This is a genomic window from Aliamphritea ceti, from assembly GCF_024347215.1.
In the GTDB taxonomy this organism is placed as follows: domain Bacteria; phylum Pseudomonadota; class Gammaproteobacteria; order Pseudomonadales; family Balneatricaceae; genus Amphritea; species Amphritea ceti.
The window spans coordinates 3,688,359-3,705,138 of record NZ_AP025282.1; the positions used below are offsets into that span (position 1 = coordinate 3,688,359).

17 protein-coding genes are annotated in these 16,780 nt (G+C 49.2%); 4 read left to right on the forward strand and 13 right to left on the reverse strand.

Features of this window, described 5'->3' with window-relative positions; genetic code table 11:
* Window positions 1-157: 157 nt before the first annotated feature.
* The 8 genes from OCU49_RS16870 to OCU49_RS16905 all read right to left on the reverse strand — a co-directional run bounded on the left by OCU49_RS16870 (window position 158) and on the right by OCU49_RS16905 (window position 6,548).
* The gene (locus OCU49_RS16870; RefSeq protein WP_261841723.1) at window positions 158-1,906 is read right to left on the reverse strand and encodes an ABC transporter substrate-binding protein; all 1,749 of its coding nucleotides are present in this window, start codon (window positions 1,904-1,906) and stop codon (window positions 158-160) included.
* Between the two features lie 199 nt (window positions 1,907-2,105).
* Complete coding sequence (locus OCU49_RS16875; RefSeq protein WP_261841724.1) at window positions 2,106-2,378, reverse strand: DUF2160 domain-containing protein; 273 nt, start codon at window positions 2,376-2,378, stop codon at window positions 2,106-2,108.
* Window positions 2,375-2,509, reverse strand: a complete 135-nt coding sequence (locus OCU49_RS16880) for a hypothetical protein (protein WP_261841725.1) — start codon at window positions 2,507-2,509, stop codon at window positions 2,375-2,377. Before OCU49_RS16880 ends, OCU49_RS16875 begins: the two co-directional genes overlap by 4 nt.
* Window positions 2,510-2,532: 23 nt before the next feature.
* Window positions 2,533-2,661 (reverse strand): hypothetical protein, encoded by a 129-nt coding sequence (locus tag OCU49_RS16885; RefSeq protein ID WP_261841726.1) that lies wholly within the window; start codon window positions 2,659-2,661, stop codon window positions 2,533-2,535.
* An 11-nt stretch (window positions 2,662-2,672) separates the two neighbouring features.
* Window positions 2,673-3,479, reverse strand: a complete 807-nt coding sequence (locus tag OCU49_RS16890; protein ID WP_261841727.1) for a carbohydrate ABC transporter permease — start codon at window positions 3,477-3,479, stop codon at window positions 2,673-2,675.
* 11 nt (window positions 3,480-3,490) lie between these two features.
* Entirely contained in the window at window positions 3,491-4,357 is an 867-nt protein-coding gene (locus OCU49_RS16895; protein ID WP_261841728.1) for a carbohydrate ABC transporter permease, read from the reverse strand.
* The gene (locus OCU49_RS16900; RefSeq protein WP_261841729.1) at window positions 4,350-5,453 is read right to left on the reverse strand and encodes an ABC transporter ATP-binding protein; all 1,104 of its coding nucleotides are present in this window, start codon (window positions 5,451-5,453) and stop codon (window positions 4,350-4,352) included. Before OCU49_RS16900 ends, OCU49_RS16895 begins: the two co-directional genes overlap by 8 nt.
* Before the next feature lie 3 nt (window positions 5,454-5,456).
* The gene (locus OCU49_RS16905; protein ID WP_261841730.1) at window positions 5,457-6,548 is read right to left on the reverse strand and encodes an ABC transporter ATP-binding protein; all 1,092 of its coding nucleotides are present in this window, start codon (window positions 6,546-6,548) and stop codon (window positions 5,457-5,459) included.
* Between the two features lie 369 nt (window positions 6,549-6,917).
* Here OCU49_RS16905 and OCU49_RS16910 point away from each other — a divergent pair, with 369 nt between their 5' ends.
* Complete coding sequence (locus OCU49_RS16910; protein ID WP_261841731.1) at window positions 6,918-8,867, forward strand: sigma-54-dependent Fis family transcriptional regulator; 1,950 nt, start codon at window positions 6,918-6,920, stop codon at window positions 8,865-8,867.
* 3 nt (window positions 8,868-8,870) lie between these two features.
* Here the strand turns inward: OCU49_RS16910 and OCU49_RS16915 are convergent, their stop codons facing one another.
* Window positions 8,871-9,686, reverse strand: coding sequence for an undecaprenyl-diphosphate phosphatase (locus OCU49_RS16915; RefSeq protein WP_261841732.1), 816 nt, complete (start codon window positions 9,684-9,686; stop codon window positions 8,871-8,873).
* Between the two features lie 85 nt (window positions 9,687-9,771).
* Window positions 9,772-10,293: a hypothetical protein gene (locus OCU49_RS16920; RefSeq protein ID WP_261841733.1), complete on the reverse strand. Its 522-nt coding sequence runs from the start codon at window positions 10,291-10,293 to the stop codon at window positions 9,772-9,774.
* A 269-nt stretch (window positions 10,294-10,562) separates the two neighbouring features.
* Here OCU49_RS16920 and OCU49_RS16925 point away from each other — a divergent pair, with 269 nt between their 5' ends.
* Both OCU49_RS16925 and feoB read left to right on the forward strand, forming a co-directional pair.
* Complete coding sequence (locus OCU49_RS16925) at window positions 10,563-10,787, forward strand: FeoA family protein (RefSeq protein ID WP_261841734.1); 225 nt, start codon at window positions 10,563-10,565, stop codon at window positions 10,785-10,787.
* On the forward strand, window positions 10,784-12,961 hold the full coding sequence (feoB, locus tag OCU49_RS16930) for a ferrous iron transport protein B (RefSeq protein ID WP_261841735.1): 2,178 nt from the start codon (window positions 10,784-10,786) through the stop codon (window positions 12,959-12,961). The genes OCU49_RS16925 and feoB overlap by 4 nt, the downstream gene beginning before the upstream one ends.
* 94 nt (window positions 12,962-13,055) lie before the next feature.
* Here the strand turns inward: feoB and OCU49_RS16935 are convergent, their stop codons facing one another.
* The 3 genes from OCU49_RS16935 to OCU49_RS16945 all read right to left on the reverse strand — a co-directional run bounded on the left by OCU49_RS16935 (window position 13,056) and on the right by OCU49_RS16945 (window position 15,670).
* The gene (locus OCU49_RS16935; RefSeq protein ID WP_261841736.1) at window positions 13,056-13,616 is read right to left on the reverse strand and encodes a hypothetical protein; all 561 of its coding nucleotides are present in this window, start codon (window positions 13,614-13,616) and stop codon (window positions 13,056-13,058) included.
* A gap of 63 nt (window positions 13,617-13,679) precedes the next feature.
* On the reverse strand, window positions 13,680-14,990 hold the full coding sequence (locus OCU49_RS16940; protein WP_261841737.1) for a sensor histidine kinase: 1,311 nt from the start codon (window positions 14,988-14,990) through the stop codon (window positions 13,680-13,682).
* A 2-nt stretch (window positions 14,991-14,992) separates the two neighbouring features.
* The gene (locus OCU49_RS16945; RefSeq protein WP_261841738.1) at window positions 14,993-15,670 is read right to left on the reverse strand and encodes a response regulator transcription factor; all 678 of its coding nucleotides are present in this window, start codon (window positions 15,668-15,670) and stop codon (window positions 14,993-14,995) included.
* A 278-nt stretch (window positions 15,671-15,948) separates the two neighbouring features.
* Between OCU49_RS16945 and OCU49_RS16950 the strand changes: the two genes are divergently transcribed.
* Window positions 15,949-16,446: a hypothetical protein gene (locus tag OCU49_RS16950; protein ID WP_261841739.1), complete on the forward strand. Its 498-nt coding sequence runs from the start codon at window positions 15,949-15,951 to the stop codon at window positions 16,444-16,446.
* The last annotated feature ends 334 nt before the right edge of the window (window positions 16,447-16,780 follow it).

The window sequence follows — 16,780 nt, forward strand, 5'->3', positions numbered from 1 at the left end:
ACATAAAGCCACAACAAAAAAATGCTTACCCGCCCCAGGTAGGCAGGTAAGCACTGAACAATTGTTCAAAAGCATGAGCGCTACACAGCGGTGCCGGGCAGACTACCCGCTGTGTAGCGACTTTCAGTAAAGCAGCATGGCTGCTTAGATTTCCGGATTAGTTCTTCGCTACTTTCGCTGCATCCTTCCAGCTCTGTAACAGATCGTCATATGCAACCGTTTCACCCTGCGGTTTTTCATTCGCTAGCTTAGCTTTTGGTGAACCTGGTTTAGCCAGCCACTCCTGCGGATCAACCTTAGGATTCAGCTTAGGACCACATTCACCCTGAACACCGGCACGCTCCAGACGCTTAAGGACTTTATCCTGTGCAGCTGCCAAACCGTCGAGTGCTTTCTGTGGCGTTTTTTCACCGTTTGCAGCTTCAGCAATATACTGCCACCACAGCTGTGCCAGTTTCGGATAATCCGGAACGTTGGTACCTGTTGGGGTCCACTGAGTACGTGCAGGGCTACGGTAGAATTCCACCAAACCACCCAGCTTAGGTGCTACATCGGTCATCGCCTGAGAGTTAATATCAGACTCACGAATTGGTGTCAGGCCAACCAGTGTCTTCTGCAGAGATACAGTTTTAGACACAGTGAACTGTGCGTATAACCATGCAGCCAGACGGCGGTCATCCGGCGTCGACTTCATGAAGGTCCATGAACCGGTATCCTGATACCCCAGCTTCATGCCCTCTTCCCAGTACGGTCCCTTCGGCGAAGGTGCCATACGCCACTTTGGCGAACCGTCTTCGTTTACAACCGGCAGGCCATCTTCGATCATGCTGGCGGTGAATGCGGTATACCAAAAGATCTGCTGTGCAATCGCACCCTGCGCAGGAACCGGACCAGCTTCAGAGAAGGTCATGCCCTGTGCCTGTGGTGGCGCATAGTCACGCAGCCAGTCCACATACTTAGATGTTGCATATACTGCTGCCGGGCCGTTGGTTGCACCACCACGGGCAACACTTGAGCCCACTGGCTGACAGCCTTCTACACGGATACCCCATTCATCAACCGGGAAGCCGTTTGGCAGGCTCTTATCGCCAGCACCCGCCATGGAGAACCATGCATCGGTGAAACGCCAACCAAGGGATGGATCTTTCTTACCGTAATCCATGTGGCCATAAACACGCTGACCATCGATTTCCTTCACGTGCTTAGAAAAGAACTCAGCAATGTCTTCATAGGCAGACCAGTTCTTCGGCACACCCAGCTCATAGCCGTAAATGTCTTTAAACTGCTTCTTCAGGTCGTCACGGGCGAACCAGTCAGCACGGAACCAGTACAGGTTAGCAAACTGCTGATCCGGAAGCTGATACAGCTTACCGTCAGGGCCAGTTGTGAAGTCCAGACCAATGAAGTCTTTCAGGTCCAGTGTTGGCAGGGTGAAATCTTTACCATCACCCTCCATCATGTCAGAAACAGGGAATACTTTACCGTAACGGAAGTGCGTACCAATCAGGTCGGAGTCGTTGATATAAGCATCGTAAATGTTACGGCCAGACTGCATTTGCGTCTGCAACTTCTCAACTACATCCCCTTCCTGAATCAGGTCATGCACGACCTTAATACCAGTCAGTTCAGTAAAGGCTTTTGCTAAAACCTTGGACTCATATTCATGAGTCGCAATGGTTTCAGAGGCGACGTTAATCGTCATACCACGGAAAGGTTCGGCCGCTTTCGCAAACCAGGCCAGCTCTTCCAGCTGCTGCTCCTTGGTTAAGGTGGACTGGCCAAACTCATCAGCTACCCACTTTTGCGCTGCGTCGCTGTATTGATCAGCGTGTGCTACTCCCATGGTGGCCATGGAAATCGCTGCGCTTAACAGCAGTCGCTTCGGCCAGTTATTATTTTTTTTCATGATCAACCCCATAAATGAAGATTGTGGTTTAGGGAAGCTAACGGTTAAGTCCCAAGCTTAACCGCAGATTCCTTTATTTACCGGCTCACCTTTAACTGCGCAGTCACCGGTGCGTCTTTCCCCTAATTGCAAAGTCCGTTCTTGTGACTCGCACTAGCAGCACACAGAACCCTTCACTCAACATCCCAGCAGAGATGAATTACCCCCAGCGCATGACTATGAACAGCCACACGCAAGAAATACCTAAGGCTATCCACAGGGTCATTTCCGTTAACCCGACGTATAGCAAATGAATATAAGCACTGGTCAGCAGACCAATGAATAAGCGGTCACCCCGTGAGGTTTCAATCGGCAAAAAGCCTTTACGCTCAACACACGGAGATCTAACTTCGTACACCGTCATCACGATTAAAATCACCGCAATAGTGGCGAAAAAGATCGCCGTCGGCAGAGTCCATGCCATCCAACTCATAACAGACCCTCCTCTTCTGCCCGGCCCGGGGCGAAGCCCCTGAACATATGAGTGACGTGATTACGGACAAACCCGCTCGCCTGTTGCCCGGTTCTGGCAAACCCCGAAGTCAGGTCGCGTTTCATGGTCATAATGTTCTCCATAATCCGTCTCCTTATACCCGGCCCAGGGCGAAGCCCCTGGCCATATGAGTTACGTGATTACGAACAAACCCGTTCGCCTGTTGCCCGGTTCTGGAAAACCCCGAAGTCAGGTCGCGTTTCATGGTCATAATGTTCTCCATAATCCGTCTCCTTATACCCGGCCCAGGGCGAAGCCCTTGGCAACGTGATTACGAACAAACCAGATCACCAGCAAACCCGGAATAATGGTCAGCACCCCGGCCGCAGCCAGTACCCCCCAGTCGATCCCCGAGGCCCCGATGGTTCGGGTCATAATGGCGCTGATAGGCTTGGCTTCAACTGAAGTCAGCGTCCTTGCTAACAACAACTCCACCCAGGAGAACATGAAGGCAAAGAAAGCTGTCACGCCAATACCAGACCGGATCAGTGGCAGGAAGATCTTCACAAAGAAGGTATGAAAGCTATAACCATCGATATAGGCAGTTTCATCAATTTCACGCGGCACGCCAGACATAAAACCTTCCAGAATCCAGACCGCCAGTGGCACGTTAAATAAACAGTGCGCCAGCGCGACCGCCAGATGGGTATCAAACAAACCCACAGAGGAATACAGCTGGAAGAACGGCAGCAGGAAAACCGCCGGTGGTGCCATACGGTTGGTCAGCAGCCAGAAGAACAATTGCTTATCGCCGGCAAACTTATAACGGCTGAAGGCATAAGCGGCAGGTAAGGCAACCATCAAAGTGATAATCACGTTAAGTGACACATAGGTCATGGAGTTTACGTAACCCATGTACCAGGTCGGATCACTGAAGATCACCGCGTAGTTATCGAAGGTGAAATCTTTTGGCCAGAAGGTCAGATCACCCAGAATCTCCGCGTTACTCTTGAACGACATGTTCAGCAGCCAGTAAATTGGCAAGAGAACAAACAGGATATAAGCGCTGATACCCAACTTCTTTTTACGACTGAAATTCATACTTATATCCCCTACTTCGCCTTATCCAGATGGGTAATAGTGGTGAAGAACAACCAGCTCACCAGTAATACAATCAGGAAGTAGATTAATGAGAAGGCTGCCGCCGGCCCCAGATCAAACTGACCAATCGCCATCTGGGTCAGGGTCTGACTCAGGAAGGTCGTCGAATTACCCGGTCCGCCACCGGTGAGTACGAAGGGTTCGGTATAGATCATGAAGCTGTCCATAAAGCGCAGCAAAATGCCGATCACCAGTACACTCTTAAGCTTCGGCAACTGGATATAACGGAAAATAGCCCAGTTAGATGCACGGTCGATACGCGCCGCCTGATAGTAAGCTTCCGGAATAGCCCGCAAACCTGAGTAGCACAGTAAAGCCACCAGCGAAGTCCAGTGCCATACATCCATCAGCAACACGGTAAACCAGGCATCCATAGGATTAGAGGCGTAGTTATAATCGACGCCCATACTGTTCAGCGCCCAGCCAAACAAGCCAATATCCGCCCGGCCAAACACCTGCCAGATCGTGCCGATAACGTTCCAGGGAATCAGCAATGGAATCGCCAGCAAAATCAGTGTCGCCGAGGCAGTCCAGCCCCGTGTCGGCATCATCAGCGCAACTGCAATGCCTAACGGAATTTCGATTAACAGAACACAACCGGAGAAAATGAACTGGCGTAGCAAAGAATCATGCAGGCGCGGATCATTAAGTACCTCCCGGTACCATTCCGCACCCACAAAGTAAGCATTATTCTGGTCGAAAATATCCTGTACGGAGTAGTTCACTACGGTCATCAGAGGGATAACCGCCGAGAACGCCACCAGCAGGAATACCGGAATTACCAGTAACCATGCCTTGTTGTTCTCAACCTTATTCATCGTAAGTGTCCTCCACCAGGTATTCGTCGACGTACAGCTTCAGCCACTGTTTAGGAAAGCTGACATACGCCTTGTCTGACGGTATTTCCTGATCTTCATCCAGGCGGGCTTTCATCACCGCGCCACCCAGTTTGAAGGTCAGAATTTTATAAGTACCCAGATCTTCCACGTGACAGATTTCTGCTTCATAAGCACCCAGCACAGACTCACTGGACACGTGAACAAATTCAGGACGAATGCCTACTTTGAGATTGTTACTCGGGATCTGATTGAGGAAATCCACCAGACCATCTTCCAGCGCAATATCCACGCCGTTGAAGATCACCCCGCCGTTGTGCCTTTCAACCTCAACCACGTTCATACCCGGGCTGCCAATGAAGTAACCCACAAAGGTGTGATTAGGCGACTCAAATAATTCTCTTGGCGTACCGAACTGAACGATCTGACCGTTGTACATAACGGCGATTTTGTCAGCGAAAGTAGAGGCTTCCAGCTGATCGTGGGTGACGTACACCATAGTGATATTGAACTGCTCGTGGATTTGCTTGAGCTTACGGCGCAGTTTCCACTTCAGGTGCGGATCGATCACCGTTAACGGCTCATCAAACAAAATGGCGGAGACATCGTCGCGTACTAAACCACGCCCCATTGAGACTTTCTGTTTCTCATCAGCCGTGAGGTTCTTTGCCTTGTTCTTCAGCATGTCCTGCAGCTCAAGAATCTCAGCAATCTCCAGTACTTTGGCCTGCACTTTAGCTTCCGGTACTTTCATATTCCGCAGCGGAAAGGCCAGATTATCGAACACCGTCATGGAGTCGTAGATCACCGGAAACTGAAACACCTGTGCAATATTGCGGGTTTCCGGTGGAATATCATTTACCCGCTTGCCATCAAACAGCACATCACCATCGGAAGGCGATAGCAGGCCAGAAATAATGTTCAGCAAGGTGCTCTTGCCACAGCCAGAAGGTCCTAGCAATGCATAGGCACCGCCCTGCTTCCAGACATGATCCATTTCGCGAATGGCATAATCGCCCGGACCTCTGGGATTCTCAGAATAGCTGTGCGCCAGAGATTTAAGATGTATTTCTGCCATGACTTATTCCCCCGTATACATCCGGCCCGGCGCCTGCAACATGCGGCCATCCAGACTGAATACAAAAAGTTTATGAGTAGGCAGATACACCTTGATGGAGGTATCCGTTCGGTATTCATGTACCCCGGAAAGCTGGGCTACTAAATTGAAATGATCATTACGCACATGCATGAAAGTTTCCGAGCCACTGATTTCAGCAATCTCAACTTTCACCGCCACTTCCAGATCATCGTCCCCATGGGGAACCAAACCAATATGACTGGGGCGTACACCGAAGTAATAGTCACCGGGCTTTAAACCCCGAATATCTTGGTTAAGTGGAAAATGTACGGTGCTGTCGAAGGTCACTTCTGCATCAGAAACCTGACCACGAATCAGGTTTATCGGTGGTTCGCTGAATAATTCAGCCGCATCGATATTCACCGGATAGCGATACACATCTGAAGAAACACCGGTCTGAATCACCTTACCCTCATGCAGCAGCGTGGTTGTGCCGCCCAGCGCCAGTGCTTCATTCGGCTCGGTTGATGCGTATACAGCAATTGAATTACGGCTGATAAGCAACTCACGAATTTCCTGGCGCAGCTCTTCACGGAGTTTGTAATCGAGATTCACCAGTGGCTCATCGAACAGAATCAGGCTGGCATCTTTAACCAGTGCCCGGGCCATTGCTGTACGCTGCTGCTGACCACCGGATAACTCCAGTGGGCGACGCTGCAGTAACCCTTCAATATGCAGCATCTCTGCGGTTTCATTCACCCGACGGCGAATGTCTGCTGCTGAAACTTTTTCCAGCCGCAGCGGCGAAGCGATATTCTCGTAAACAGTCCAGTTCGGATAATTAATAAACTGCTGATACACCATGGAGATGTTGCGCTTCTGTACCGGCACGCCGGTTACATCCACACCATTCATAAGAATCTGACCGGAAGTGGGTTTATCTAAACCGGCCATCAGACGCATCAGTGACGTTTTTCCCGCCAGCGTACGCCCGAGTAAGACATTAAAAGAGCCGGGCTCTAATGTCAGATTAGCGTCGTCAATATAGGTGTGGCCATCAACAACACGGGTAACATTTTGCAAACAAAGCGACATAAACCGGCCTTTATTGTTATTAAAATATCTGCCACATGCAGCCCGTCTACTCAGGAGTGCATGGCGAATTCAGCCTTAGTTCGAATTCGAACCTGAATACTGTCATTTTCTGCAATAAATCAGCAACAATAAAATCAAAATAAAACATAACTAATTGTTTTATATAATTAAAAACACAAAATTCACCATGTAGAATATCGAACATTATCACTCAACACCGAAACACAGTGTTCAGTTCAGCATTGACCCTGAACAGTATTGAACATATATTCTGAACACTTTACCGACCACCTGAAGCACTTGTTTACTATTCGGTAAAGATCAGCTAAAACAGCTCATTCCCTTATCCATTCAGATAATACGTTTCGGATGAAAGATAACGACCAGAAACCCGGCAACCTGGGCCACGACCTGCTCATTAAGAGCTCATGGCAGCGTTGCGACAGCTACGGCCTGGAACAGGACGCCACACCGGCGGACTTTGCCCTGGCTAAAGGCGAGATCAGTCATCTGAAGGATAAGCATCACTATCTGATTGATACCACCGGGCACGAAGTGCTGCCCTTCTACGAAAACATTCTGAATAACTCCAGCTGCCTGATCATTCTTGCCGACCGCGAAGGCCAGGTACTCAACTGCTGGGGTGACAACCGTTTTATCGATTCAAAAAAACGCCCTTACTTCCGTGACGGTAACAGCTGGCTGGAACGCAGGAATGGTACTAATGCCATTGGCACCGCGCTGGAAACAGGCCAGGCAGTTCAGGTTCAGCGGGACGAACACTTTCTTAAATCCAACCGTTTCATGATTGGTTCTGCGGCACCTATCTATAACACCGAGCGCGAGTTAATGGGGGTGCTGGACGTTTCCAGCGATGCTTACCTGCCCCAGGCACATACCCTGGGCATGGTAAAAATGATGTCACAGTCGGTAGAAAACCGGCTGATCTTCAGTAAGTTCGGCGACACCGAATTTCTGATGACCTTCAATACCCATACCGATAACCTCGACAGCCAGTGGGTCGGGCTAATTGCCTTTAACGAAGAAGGCACCATTATCTCAGCGAACCGCCGGGCAGAAATGCTATTACGGTATGAACTGGCGCTGCTCAGTGTTGAAGAAGTGTTTGGCATTCCACTCTTTGAGCTGAAGAATCAGCCTGAAGGTATACCTGTCGCTATTAGTGCTTTAGGCAAATATAAGATGTACGCCCACGTACGTAAGCCATCTCAGGCGCCTATCATTGCGCCGGACTTTCGTGAGCGTCAGCAACAACATCAACCACCCGAGCAGGCATCTCCATGGCAAAGCATTAACTATGGTGATGCCAGAGTCGAACGTTGCATAAAAATGGCCAGCACCATTATGGAACGGGATATTCCTCTGCTTATTCAGGGCGAGACAGCTTCCGGAAAAGAATCGTTTTGCCGTGCCCTTCACCGTGCCAGCCAGCGACGCAATCAGCCCTTCATTGTTATTAACTGCGCCTCGCTTTCCGGCAGTACCATTGAAGAAGAGTTGTTTGGCCATATAGATGAATACACAGAAGAGGCTGTTCCCGGCCTGATTCAGCAAGCAGATAATGGCACCCTGCTGCTTAAAGAAATTGGTGATATGCCACTGGATATGCAAGCCCGCTTCCTGCGTATTCTTGAAGAAGGCAGCATTAACCACAGCGGCAGTAAAACCCGGCACCCAATTGATTTTAAACTGCTGGCCTCAAGCCACAGTAACCTTAAAGACCTGGTCGATACAGGCCTGTTCCGGCAGGACCTGTATTACCGCATCAGCGGCCTGAAGCTGGACTATCCACCATTGAGTCAGCGCACCGACAAAGTACAAATTATCCAGCAGATACATACCGATTTGCGGGAAGACCACCAGCCAAGATTCCTCTCCGAAGAGGTGATTCAGTTGCTCGACAAACATCCCTGGCCGGGAAACTTTCGTCAGTTGGGTAACGTGATTCAGATTGCTCTGCTAATGGCAGATGCCACCGAAATTAAACCCTGGCACTTACCGGACGACTTCTTTGAAGATCTGAAGAGCAGCGAGCCGATGTCCCCTGCCACCGCTACTGATGCAGCCGTAGCAACCGACACAGTGCTGACAGCAGCTGAGCTTATTTCAACCTCAGCTTCAGCTTCAGCATCGGCATCGGCATCAGCTCACCAGACAGCAGCAGCCATCGACCCGCTGGATGAAACCCTGAAGCAATATAACCTGCATCAGGGCAACATTTCCCGCACCGCTAAAGCCCTGAATATCAGCCGTAATACCCTGTATAAGCGGTTAAGAGAATTAGGTATCAAACAGTAATCATCAGATTACAAACAGGTACATCAACACACCTCCCAACGCTAAGCGATATAACACAAAGGGCCAGAGTCCCATTTTTTCGATCAGCTTTAAAAAACAGCGAATACAGAGATAAGCACTGATAAACGCAGCGCCAGCACCCAGCCCAAGCATGCCCCATTCAACAGTCGATTCAGACAGACTCAGGTTCACAACCTGCAACATACCGGCTGCGGCAATAACCGGTATCGACAATAAAAACGAATACCGTGCTGCTGCCTCACGGGTAAGGCCCAGCATCAGCCCGGCGGTAAGTGTTATGCCCGAGCGGGAAGTACCCGGCACCAGCGCCATCGCTTGTGCCAACCCGATTAACAAAGCTTCCCGAAAACCAACATCTTCCAGCTCGCGTATCTGACGGCAGCGTAAATCGGCCCAGCCCAGTAATACCGCAAACCCCAAAGTAGTCATGGCAATTACCTCCGGGCGGCGCAGGTAGAGTGCAATTAAGTCCCCGGCAAAAAAGCCCAGCAAACCTGCCGGAACACTGGCCACCAGCAACGACCAGGCCATACGGGCAGCTGGCCTGTCATCAGAAGGTAAACACTGCCCCGGCACCCAGCTGGAAAGCCATGCAGAAGTCAGCCTCAGTAAATCCTCGCGGAAATACCAAACCACTGCCGACAGCGTGCCCATGTGCAACGCCACATCAAATGCTAGCCCCTGATCCGGCCAGCCAAATAAATATGCCGGCAGGATCAGATGTGCGGAACTTGAAATCGGCAGAAACTCAGTAATGCCCTGTAACAACGCCAGTGTAATGGCGATCAGCCCATCCATTTTTTATCGTTTACCTGTGAATTGCCTAGATTTTAATGGCTGATATAACGGCTGTTATAACTGCATGTCCTGAGCTACACATGGCTTACTGCATACCCAGAAAACCATCACGAACAAATAACGGATGGTCATTCATATAAGCGACCCGCTCTGCTGCATGGCACGCCATACAGGCATTCTTCGCCTGCTGAAAACCCGCCTTAACAATTGCCGGATCTTCAGTTGCCAACGCATCGTTCACTTTTGCCCAGGTGCTGTTAAGCAAAATTGCTTCAGCATTTGCCCGTCGTCCGGGACGCTTCATCAGGCCGTTTTCCAGGGTGATTTTTATCTTTTTCCAGTGATACTGCGCCAGTTCATAATTCTCATCGATCAGCGCCTGTTCCATCCGGTCATAACGCTCACCCACCTCCCACATTGGCTGATCAAAACCGCGCAGGTACTTTTCCAACCGCTTATCTTTCGTCAGCTGATCCGGTGCTCCGGAAACCCAGTCTTTTGCCCCCTGAAAACCCTCTTCGGCATTTACGCTGGCTGCCGGCACACTTACAAAAACCGCCAGAACAACTGCGCTGGCGAAGCTATTTTTTAATTGTTTTATCAACATAGAACTGTCCTCTTGCATAAGTTCACCGCCAACCCTAAGTCCGGCCTTGTCAAAAAAACGTAGAAGCTTCGGCGCCAGTCACTGCTCAATCGTGCAAAGCACGCATAGCTGATTCAGCTTTGAGATATTTCACATTTTTTTAACCGAATAATTGCAAGAATTGATAAATGCTAAACATTCTCAGATGCATTTAATTTATCTTGATGCGAAATAGCTCTGTGACAAACAGATTTTTACTTGTTTATGCTTCCGATAAAGCAGGACCGAATATGACTCTGGATCAACTCCCCCAAAACACCCCGGCGCAGATCACCGGCTTCACCGGCGACCAGCAAAGTTTCTATCCCCTGTTAGTGATGGGTGTCAGCCCTGGCGCAACCGTCACGCACCTGAACACAGCCCCACTGGGCGATCCAATACAGGTTCGGGTAATTAATACTTACCTGAGCATTCGTAAGCAGGATGCCTGCCAAATTCAGGTGGATCTGTTATGACTACCACTATCGCGCTGGTCGGAAATCCTAACGCCGGTAAGTCCACCCTTTTCAACTGCCTCACAGGCGCACGTCAGACTGTTGGCAACTGGGCAGGCGTCACCGTTGAACGTAAATCTGGCAGCTTGCAGCTTGGTCAGGAAGCAGCAGAGCTAATTGACCTGCCCGGACTCTATGCCATACATAAAGAGGCCGATTATTCACCGGGAATAGATGAAGCTATCAGTGTTGATTACCTGCGCAGCCAACAAGCCGATTTACTGATCAATGTTGTCGATGCTTCTAACCTGCAACGCAACTTATTGCTCACCCGCCAGCTGCTGAATACTGGTACACCTATGGTGGTTGCCCTGAATATGCTGGATGTCGCCAGCCAACAGGGTATAAACATTGATATATCCCGCCTGGAAGCACGTTTAGGCGTACCGGTTATTCCACTGGTTGCCAGCAAAGCTCAGGGCATTCCTGCGCTACTTTCCACACTGGCCGAAAAGCTACACCAAAACTCGTCAGACGCTGCAACCTCATCAGCCACAGTAATGAGCCCGGCACCCGCTTCAACAACCGCCACCTATTACGACGCCAGTATCAGTGAAGATTTTACCTGGGCCAGAGAACAGGTTCAGGCAAGTTCAACCCTGCTCCACAGCCGGCCATCAGTCACCGAAAGGCTGGACCGGCTGGCACTGAATCGCTGGCTGGGAATACCGATTTTTCTGCTGGTGATGTATTTGCTGTTTGTGTTTGCGATTAATCTCGGCGCTGTCTTTATCGATTTTTTCGACATTTTGCTGGGTGATATTCTCGTCACAGGCTTGGGAGAATTACTCACTTACTGGCAGTTACCCGCCTGGCTGGTAACTCTTCTCGCCGATGGCATAGGCGGTGGCATTCAGTTGATCGGTACATTCATTCCGGTCATTGGCTTCTTATACTTGTGCCTGAGTATTCTGGAAGACTCTGGTTACATGGCAAGGGCTGCTTTCGTGGTAGACCGCCTGATGGCAGGCATTGGCTTACCCGGCAGTGCTTTTGTACCACTGATCGTTGGCTTCGGCTGTAATGTACCTTCAGTAATGGCATCCCGCAGCCTCAGCCGGGAACAGGACCGCCTGCTCACTGTTGCTATGGCACCCTTTATGTCATGCGGGGCCCGGCTCACGGTGTACGCTCTGTTCAGTGCAGCTTTCTTTGCTGAGCTGGCCAGCCTGATGGTCTTCCTGCTTTATCTGCTTGGCATAGTCGTGGCGGTTTTCACCGGCTGGCTGTTCAGACGCACCATTTTTCCCGGCAGTAACGCAGCTACATATACTGAAATGCCCCATTACCATCTGCCGGTTATGCGCAATATCATTGCCACTACCTGGCATCGCCTCAGCGGCTTCATTAAACGCGCCGGCAGCACCATTGTACTGATGGTTGCTCTGCTCACAGTCATTAACTCCATTGGCACTGACGGCAGTTTCGGCAATCAGGGCAGTAAAGACTCGTTACTCAGCTACAGCAGCAAAGTTCTGACACCACTGCTTAGCCCAATTGGCATACAGGAAGAAAACTGGCCGGCAACTGTCGGTATATTTACCGGCATCTTCGCCAAGGAAGCCGTTGTCGGCAGCCTGGATGTGCTGTATCAAAACGCTCTCAATCCGGCAGCAGACAACAACGCTGTCGAGCCTGATGCATTCAGCTTTATCGAAACGGTAAGTGCTGCACTGCTCTCCATTCGGGATAATGCTTACGGCTTGCTTGGTGGGCTGGGGGATCCGCTGGGGCTGGCAGCTATCAGCGACAGCGCCGATGATCAGGGCGTCAGTAACCAAAGCCTCAGTACCATGCGGCAACTGTTCCCGAGCAACTATGCTGCATTTTGTTATCTGGTGTTAATACTGCTCTACACTCCCTGCGTCGCCGTAATCGGCGCGATGAAACGAGAATCAGGGCGATTCTGGGCAGGAGTGGTCGTAGCATGGTCCAGCTTTCTGGGTTACTGGCTGGCCAGTGTGATGTATCAGTTAAGCAACATCAGTAATAACCCTGGCTTTGCCCTACCCTGGTTATTTGCAGCAGCAGTCGCGATGTGGCTAGCCACTCTTATGTTAAAAAGAATTGGGCTAAAAAAGGCGAGAGAATCATCAGCCGGACTACCGCCAAATATCATCGCCCGTCAGAGCTGACGGGCTACTTTAACGATTGTAATCTCAAATGGGCTAACGCTTATAGTTAGCCCTCGCTAACGACCAAACCCTTATCTATCAACTCGCCAGCCAGTTAAAGAGTTTGATACAGCGTAATTCGGGCCGGCTCTATCGGCCCCTTAACGATCAGCTCTTCGGTATGCAATGCGCACTTATTCAGATAAATACGTAGCTTAGTTTCCCAATACTCTTCATCAAAACCAATCACACCATTGGCATTCTTTTTCTCTTCAATGTAACTGAGAATCTTCGAGTTTGGATTAATCGCACAGCCGGGAATCTTAGTATCGAGGTCTTCCTCAACATCTATATATTCAAGACCTTTTGCACGAATACTGTACACATAGACTTTTTCAGGAGTAGTCGGATAAACACTGCCCATACTACTGTTTAATGGCCCGACCGGACGCTTGCCCGCAGCATCTATACCACTGGCGCCCATATTCAACGCAGACTCAAGAAAGAAGCGGGAAATACCCCGCAAAGTACGTGCGCAAAAAACAGTACTGGTTCCGTAAACCGTATTCATCCACTCGTTATTCGTACCCGCAAAACCATCCTGAAGAATGGTTGCCGGCGGCCGGAAGTCCATACGGTAAATAACTTTCTCTGTTACTTTTTTACGCTTCGGCATAACACCTTCTTTTTACTGGATTTTTTAAATACAGTAATACAGACACAAGCCCAAAGTAAGAGTTCAATCCTCAACAGGAAAGCCAATAACGGCGGTACATCCGGAACTGCCGTATGTACTGTTATCGGTTAATTCAAAGCTCCAGCCATAGCGGTGACAAATATCCCTCACAAGCAGCAAACCTAAACCAAAGCCCTCGCTGGCAGCCGATTTACCATACAAGCCGGGGCCGGTATCACACACCTGAATCCCCTTACTGTCTACCACCACATTAACAACACCCTGCTCCACACAGGCAAACGCATTCTTCACCACATTACCCAGCAATATATGAAAAGCGGCCTCAGGCATGCGGATTACGGGTTTACCTTCAACCTGCACCCACCACTTTACCGGCTTGTTATTCAGTAAATGCTGATGGTTAGAGACAATGTTCTGCAGCTCAGCTTCAGACAATGTTCGCGGCGTGAGCTCTGCCCCTTCAACAGCTTTCGTCAGGCTCAGCAGGGTCTCAATGAATTCACTGATCTCACCGGTCGCTTTCTCCAGCCTTATCCGTTGCTTGTTAATAAACGCTTCATCCTTAGACTCGCCCAACAGGGTGATTGCCCCTTTCATGACCATCAGTGGAGTACGCAGTTCATGGCTGGTATAGCGGTTAAATGCCCTTTCACGCTCGAGTAAATCCCGGATACGCGTCTGGTAATCATTAAAGGTCTCTACCATTTTCAGCAACTCACGGGTTGCGGTTCCCGGTGGCACTTCCACCGGCTCAAGGTCATCCGGGGACCTTTCCGAAAGTGTGTTGGCAAAGCGTGAAATAGGTCGGGTAAGCCGGTCGGCAATCTTCATAACCACGAACAGGCTAATAATCAGTAACAGTAGTGATACTGCTAATTGCTTGGCATGCGCCCCAAGCAACTGCCCTTCACTGAATTCATATAACGTATTGTCGATAACCAGGAGTGCCTGATAACTTTCACCGCCGGCTGGCAGTTCAATCAGCTTCAGAAAATATGCCCGCTCTCCTAAGGCCGGTGAGAACTTTAACTCCCGCTGTTCATTCAGCGTCATTTCAGTAGGGTCAGGAAACCCCTCAGGCAAAACCTGCCAGTTCAGATAAATAACCGGCGGCGTATTCACATCTGAAAGCTCTTCTGTAGGCAGTTCAATCTTATCCAGCCCGGTTAAATCTTTATCCGCAAACTCTCGTAACGCAAAAGCTTCATTCGCCATTAACCGGTTATTACCATAGAGGTGCTCGATATCTTCTGTGGTGAACTCAAAGACCGACGCATGGATCGTCACCAGCGCAATGGCCACAATAGAGAAATAGAAAAATGTTAAACGCTTAGCGGAAGGGACTGATTTCACAATTAGGACTCTGCTGCCAACTGATAACCAACTTTAGGAACAGTTTTAATATACGCATGCCGGAACGGCTTATCGATCTGGTTACGTAGCTGATAAATATGGCTGCGCAGTACATCACCATCCGGCTCATCATCCTGCCAGACTTCCTTAATCAGCTCGTCACGGGTAGCAACATCCGGTGCACGCATCAGCAAGGTTTTTAAAATAGTAAACTGGGTTTGGTTTAGTTTAAAGCGACAGTCATTACGCTCAACAACCCGGTTTACCAGGTCCAGCTTCAGCTCACCGAAATGCAAAAACTTAGTCGCAATCGCACCAGTTTTCCGGCGGTTCAATGCCTGTACCCGCGCCTCAAGAATGTTCAGGTCAAAAGGCTTCACCAGATAATCATCCGCCCCCTGCTCAAACCCTTCAAGAATATCTTCCCGGTCACTGCGGGCGGTAAGCATCAATATCGGAATATCAATTCCGCGGCTACGTAACGTCCGGCAAACATCAAGGCCATCCATCAGTGGCAGCATAATATCCAGAATGATCAGATCGTAATGATTCTTGCTGGCCAGCTCCAAGCCATGACGACCGTCACTGGCATAATCCAACAGGTAATCCCCACGGATCTCAAAAAAATCGAAAATGATTCCGGCAATGTCCTGATTATCTTCAATCAACAATATTTTCATAACAGATCACAACTCCGCAGCCGGCAGCACCTTAAGCCAACAGCATAACAATAAATGGTCGCAGCTTAGTTCTAAAAATGTGAAATAAATGTATAACAGGCTACCACTATGGCAATGAAGGCCAGCGCCTAAAATGTGATAGACAAGCCCAAAGCTTAAAGAAGTTGCAGTTAGCTACAGAGAAACTGTGGCGGATATGTAATAGTGTAATGAATAAGGAACGCTGGCTAGTCTAGTCAGCGGAGCGCATGCAAAATAGGATGCTAAAGGAAGATTCCATGCTTAAACCACTCATTCAAGTATTCTTCATGTTATGGATGCTTACTACTCTAATAAGTTGTACCTCAGATGAAGACCAGCCGTTCAAATCTCATGGCACCTATAAAATGGCGGATATCTCTGTTCATCAAAAAATAATAGATGAATTAAACAAACAACATATTAAGTATCGCTTATCAGATGACGGATACATTAAATATTCAATGTATGACTACCATTTACATCTCCGCATAACAAGAGAAGCGCTAGACGGTGATAAAAGCCGAGAGAATGATCTTGAATCAACCTTTTTTAGTAGTGAAAAGCACAAAAGTTTTTTAATTAAAGAGCTCGATAGAATAAATATTTGGTACCAGATCAGCACTAATTCTCAAGGCCGTGAAAGTGTTATGTGGGGAGCTCCTGATTCACCAAAACTAGATTTGATCAGACGCAACGCAATGCTATACCGTTTGGGCATGGAGATCCCTAAAGAAGACGAACAACATATGCAATAGCGCAGAGAATAAGGGAACGCTGGCTAGACTAGCCAGTTGGGCGCAAGCAAAACATGGATACGTATAGGCAACGTAATGGACTATCTAATCACAGGAATTATCTGTTTTCTTATCTACGTCTTTCTGAGACGTTTAATCGAAAACACGACCTTCACAGCGCCAAAACCACGTAAAAGTAACGTTTCCCTTCTACTAACAGGGACGCCAATCAGCCTGATATACCATCCTCCCTGGAAGAACGTGATCCAAACCCATGGGTTGCTGATCCCGATGGCCGTATAAAAACACCTGATAGAGTAGCTACCTCACACAGAGGAACAATCCGGCCTTCAAA